Annotated in this window: 3 protein-coding genes; 1 reads left to right on the top strand and 2 read right to left on the bottom strand. The window is 66.2% G+C overall.

What is annotated here, in order from left to right; all coding sequences use genetic code 11:
- Both hrpA and AC1D0P_RS22285 read right to left on the bottom strand, forming a co-directional pair.
- On the bottom strand, positions 1-1,516 hold a 1,516-nt coding region (gene hrpA / locus AC1D0P_RS22290; protein WP_477678742.1), incomplete at its 3' end, for an ATP-dependent RNA helicase HrpA.
- 105 nt (positions 1,517-1,621) lie between these two features.
- Positions 1,622-2,830 carry a GGDEF domain-containing protein gene (locus AC1D0P_RS22285; protein WP_477678741.1) on the bottom strand — a complete coding sequence of 403 codons (1,209 nt, stop codon included), beginning with the start codon at positions 2,828-2,830 and terminating at the stop codon, positions 1,622-1,624.
- A 214-nt stretch (positions 2,831-3,044) separates the two neighbouring features.
- Here AC1D0P_RS22285 and argA point away from each other — a divergent pair, with 214 nt between their 5' ends.
- On the top strand, positions 3,045-4,394 hold the full coding sequence (gene argA / locus AC1D0P_RS22280) for an amino-acid N-acetyltransferase (protein WP_436154786.1): 1,350 nt from the start codon (positions 3,045-3,047) through the stop codon (positions 4,392-4,394).
- Positions 4,395-4,471: the final 77 nt, after the last annotated feature.

The raw sequence follows: 4,471 nt of genomic DNA, 5'->3' as shown, positions 1-4,471 counted from the left end.
GCTTGAGGTAGCCGCTGAACTCGCTTTTTTCGTCGTCGAACTTGGCGTGCTGCTGGTCGGCCTGGGCCTGCTTGTCCATGGGCCGGTCGCGCACGTCCTGCACGCTGAGCGCGCTTGCGATCACCAGCACTTCGTCGAGCGCGCCGCGATCCTTGGCTTCCAGAATCATGCGGCCCACACGCGGGTCCAGCGGCAGCTTGGCCAGCGTGCGGCCGACGCCGGTCAGTTCGTTGTCTTCGTCCACCGCGCCCAGTTCGGCCAGCAGCTGGTAGCCATCCGCAATCGCGCGGCGCTGCGGCGGCTCGATGAAGGCGAATTCCTCGACATTGCCCAGGTGCAGCGCCTTCATGCGCAAAATCACCGAGGCCAGCGAGCTGCGCAGGATTTCCGGGTCGGTAAAAGGCTGCCGGCCTTGGAAGTCCTTCTCGTCGTAAAGCCGTATGCAGATGCCGTCGGCCACGCGGCCGCAACGGCCGGCGCGCTGGTTGGCCGCGGCCTGGGAGACCGGCTCCACCATGAGCTGCTCGACCTTGTTGCGAAAACTGTAGCGCTTGACGCGCGCGGTGCCGGCGTCGATCACATAGCGTATGCCGGGCACGGTCAGCGAGGTTTCGGCCACGTTGGTCGCCAGCACGATGCGCCGGCCGCTGTGGCCGTCGAAAATGCGGTCCTGCTCGGCCTGGCTCAGGCGCGCGAACAGCGGCAGCACCTCGGCGTTGCGCGTCAGCGGCTGGTGCGCCAGGTGCTTGCGCAAATGGTCGGCCGCCTCGCGAATCTCGCGCTCACCGGGCAAAAACACCAGGATGTCGCCCGCGCTGTGCGGGCTCAGCCAGAGCTCGTCGACCGCGTCGGTGATCGCATCGTTCAAATCATGCTCACGCGACTCCTCAAACGGCCGGTAGCGCTGCTCGACGGGGAACATGCGCCCCGACACCATGATCACGGGTGCCGGCCCTTTGGTGGAAGCAAAGTAGTCCGCAAAACGCTGCGCATCGATGGTCGCCGAGGTGATAACCACCTTGAGGTCGGGCCGCCGCGGCAGCAGTTGGCGCAAATAGCCGAGCAGGAAGTCGATGTTCAGGCTGCGCTCATGGGCCTCGTCGATGATGATGGTGTCATAGGCCTTGAGCAGCGGGTCGGTCTGCGTCTCGGCCAGCAGGATGCCGTCGGTCATCAGCTTGACGGAAGCGTCGCGCGAAAGCCGGTCCTGGAAGCGCACCTTGTAGCCCACCACGTCACCCAATGGGGTTTTCAACTCCTCGGCAATGCGCTTGGCCACGCTCGATGCGGCGATGCGGCGCGGCTGGGTGTGGCCTATGAGCCGGCCCTGCCCCGCCGGGTAGTTGAGCTTGCCGCGCCCCATGGCCAGCGCGATCTTGGGCAGCTGGGTGGTCTTGCCCGAGCCGGTCTCGCCGCAGACGATGACGACCTGGTGGGCCGCCATCGCGGCGGTGATCTCATCACGCTTGCCGGAGACCGGCAGTGATTCGGGAAAAGTAATGGTCAGGGGGGACAAGGCTGAAAGCAAGGGGGAAAATAAAAAAGGCCGGGACGGCCAGAGCCGCCAATTATCGGCTGTTCCGGAAGGCGCCGTGCCCGCGGGGTTGGCGCACCGGCCCGCTCAGGCCGCCAGCACCGGCATGTCGACGATTTCGCCGCTGGTTTCGTCAAACCAGGCGATGCGGCTCGGGTAGCCCAGCGCCGCGCGCGACATGCCGCGCCCCAGGCCCACCGCCGTGGAGGCGCGCGCGTCGCTTTTGGACACCCGCAGCACGCCGATCCCGGCCTCCGCCTCCCAGCGCGTCTGCTGGCCGGCTTCCGCGCCGGTGTTGAGCGTCACGCTGCGTGCCAGGGCGGCCTGGACACGGCGCGCCAGATGGATCAGGTCGCCGCTGTGGTGGCAGTTGCGCATCAGCAGCAAAAACCCGTCCTCACCGAGGCGTCCCATCTCGACGTGGGCGGGCACCGTGCGGCGCAGCCGCCCGGCGCAGACAAACAGCGCATGGTTGACGGCCGCCAGGCCATAGAGCTTTTCAAGCACGTAAAGGTTGGCGACGGACACCACGATCACGCCCATCGGCACCGGCTGGTCGCGGTAGTGCCTGAACACCGTGTTCAGCATGTTGTTGGTTTCGCTGTTGGAGCGCATGCGGGTGACGGGGTCGTAGCTGGGGCCGTAGGCCAGGGCCTGGTTCAGCTCGATCAGGTAGGAATAGCGGATCCACAGCACGGAGGCCATGGTGGCCAGGTAGGCGGTACCTGCCAGCGCGCTGACGGCATGCGCCTGCCAGGGCACGTGGGCGCGGTCCAGCGCCGCCCAGCTCAGGCCGGCGATGGCAATCAGCATGAACACCACGCCCGCCACGGCCACCCAGGCCAGGCGGTCGCCGCGCAGCGCGCTGCGCAGGCTGAGGACCAGCGCCGCAAAGCCCATCAGCGCGGCCCCGGCCAGGCTGAGCATCAGGGACTGCTGTGGGCTCAGCGCCCAACCCAGCGCAATCACCCCGCCGGCGGCGCCTGCCAGCAGCAGCAAGGCGCGCCGTTGGGACGCGGGGCTGCGCAAAATTCCCAGGATCGAAAACAGCAGGTAGGCCAGCAACACCGACACCAGACTGGCCACATGGGCCAGGAAGCGGTCCAGGGTGGCGGCATCAGCGATGGGCAGGCCGCCCAGGAAGGCCACCACAAAAAAGGTCGAGGCCAGGGCCGAAGCGGCGGCATTGACGGCAATGCGCCGCAGGGACCGCAGATAGGCAAATACCGACCCGGCCAGCATCAGGCCGGCCGACCCGAAATAGCAACCCCAGAACCCGATCGCATATTTATCCATAACACCCTGACCTTAACCTGCCGGACCCGGTTTCACCAGCCCCAAAAGGGGTAGGCCGCTCGCCGGCCGCACCTTCATGCGGCAGGCTGTCTCCCTTACACTCACTGGACTTTTCCGTTTGCCGGGGAAAGCAGCGCCAGGAAGCCGGGTTTCGCCTCCGACCGCCTCGCCCCGGCTGCTCCCGCCCCGCCCTTTAGAACCCGAAAGCGCGCCCATGTCCGCCGTCTTCAATTTCACCTTTGTGCCCTGGTTCCGCTCGGTCGCGCCGTATATCCACACGCACCGCGGCAAAACCTTTGTCGTGGGCCTGGCCGGCGAAGCCATCGCCGCCGGCAAGCTGCAGCACATCGCCCAGGACCTGGCGCTGATCCAGAGCATGGGCGTGAAGATCGTGCTGGTGCACGGCTTTCGCCCGCAGGTCAACGAGCAGCTCAAGGCCAAGGGCCATGCGGCGAAGTACTCGCACGGCATGCGCATCACCGACGAAGTGGCCCTCGACAGCGCCCAGGAAGCCGCCGGCCAGCTGCGTTATGAAATCGAGGCGGCCTTCAGCCAGGGCCTGCCCAACACCCCCATGGCCGGCTCCACGGTGCGGGTGATTTCGGGCAACTTCATCACCGCGCGGCCGGTCGGCATCCTGGACGGCGTGGACTTCAAGCACTCGGGCCTGGTGCGCAAGGTCGACACCGCCGCCATAGGCCGGGTGCTGGACTTCGGCGCCATGGTGCTGCTCTCGCCCTTCGGTTTCTCGCCCACCGGCGAAGCCTTCAACCTGACCATGGAAGAGGTCGCCACCTCGGTGGCCATCGCCATGCAGGCCGACAAGCTGATCTTCCTGACCGAGATCCCGGGCATACGCATACACCACGACCAGCCCGAGAGCGAAGACAACCCCATAGACACCGAGCTACCGCTGGCCGCCGCCGAAAAGCTGCTGGCCACCCTGCCCAACGGCGAGCGCCCCACCGACACCGCGTTTTACCTGCAGCACTGCGTCAAGGCCTGCAAGGCCGGCGTGGAGCGCAGCCATATCCTGCCCTTCGCGGTGGACGGCTCGCTGCTGCTGGAAATCTATGTGCACGACGGCATTGGCACCATGGTCATCGACGAGAAGCTCGAGGAACTGCGCGAAGCCACCGAGGACGACGTCGGCGGCATCCTGCAGCTGATCGAGCCCTTTGAAAACGACGGTACGCTGGTCAAGCGCAGCCGCACCGAGATCGAGCGCGACGCCGCCAACTACAGCATCATCGAGCACGACGGCGTCATCTTCGCCTGCGCGGCGCTCTATCCCTACCCGGAAGCCAAAACCGCCGAAATGGCCGCGCTGACGGTCTCGCCGCAAAGCCAGGGCCAGGGCGACGGCGAAAAAATCCTCAAACGCATAGAGCAGCGCGCCCGCGCGGCCGGCCTGCAAAGCATCTTCGTGCTGACCACCCGCACCATGCACTGGTTCATCAAGCGCGGCTTTGTGCAGGTGGACCCGGACTGGCTGCCCGAAGGCCGCAAGCGCAAATACAACTGGGACCGCAAGAGCCAGGTGCTGGTCAAGAAGCTGTCCTAGCCGCGGCGGCGGGTTTTCTTGCTCAGGGGTTTTTCTTTTACCGTTCATCCCACTCTTCACACAGGACATCCGCATGC

It is taken from the genome of Polaromonas sp. P1_G2 (assembly GCF_056405515.1).
This window is presented reverse-complemented; position numbering and strand designations above follow the sequence as displayed.

Coding starts and splice junctions, on each gene's coding strand:
- AC1D0P_RS22285 (WP_477678741.1), bottom strand. CDS start 2,830: ATGGATAAATATGCGATCGGGTTCTGGGGTTGCTATTTCGGGTCGGCC.
- argA (WP_436154786.1), top strand. CDS start 3,045: ATGTCCGCCGTCTTCAATTTCACCTTTGTGCCCTGGTTCCGCTCGGTC.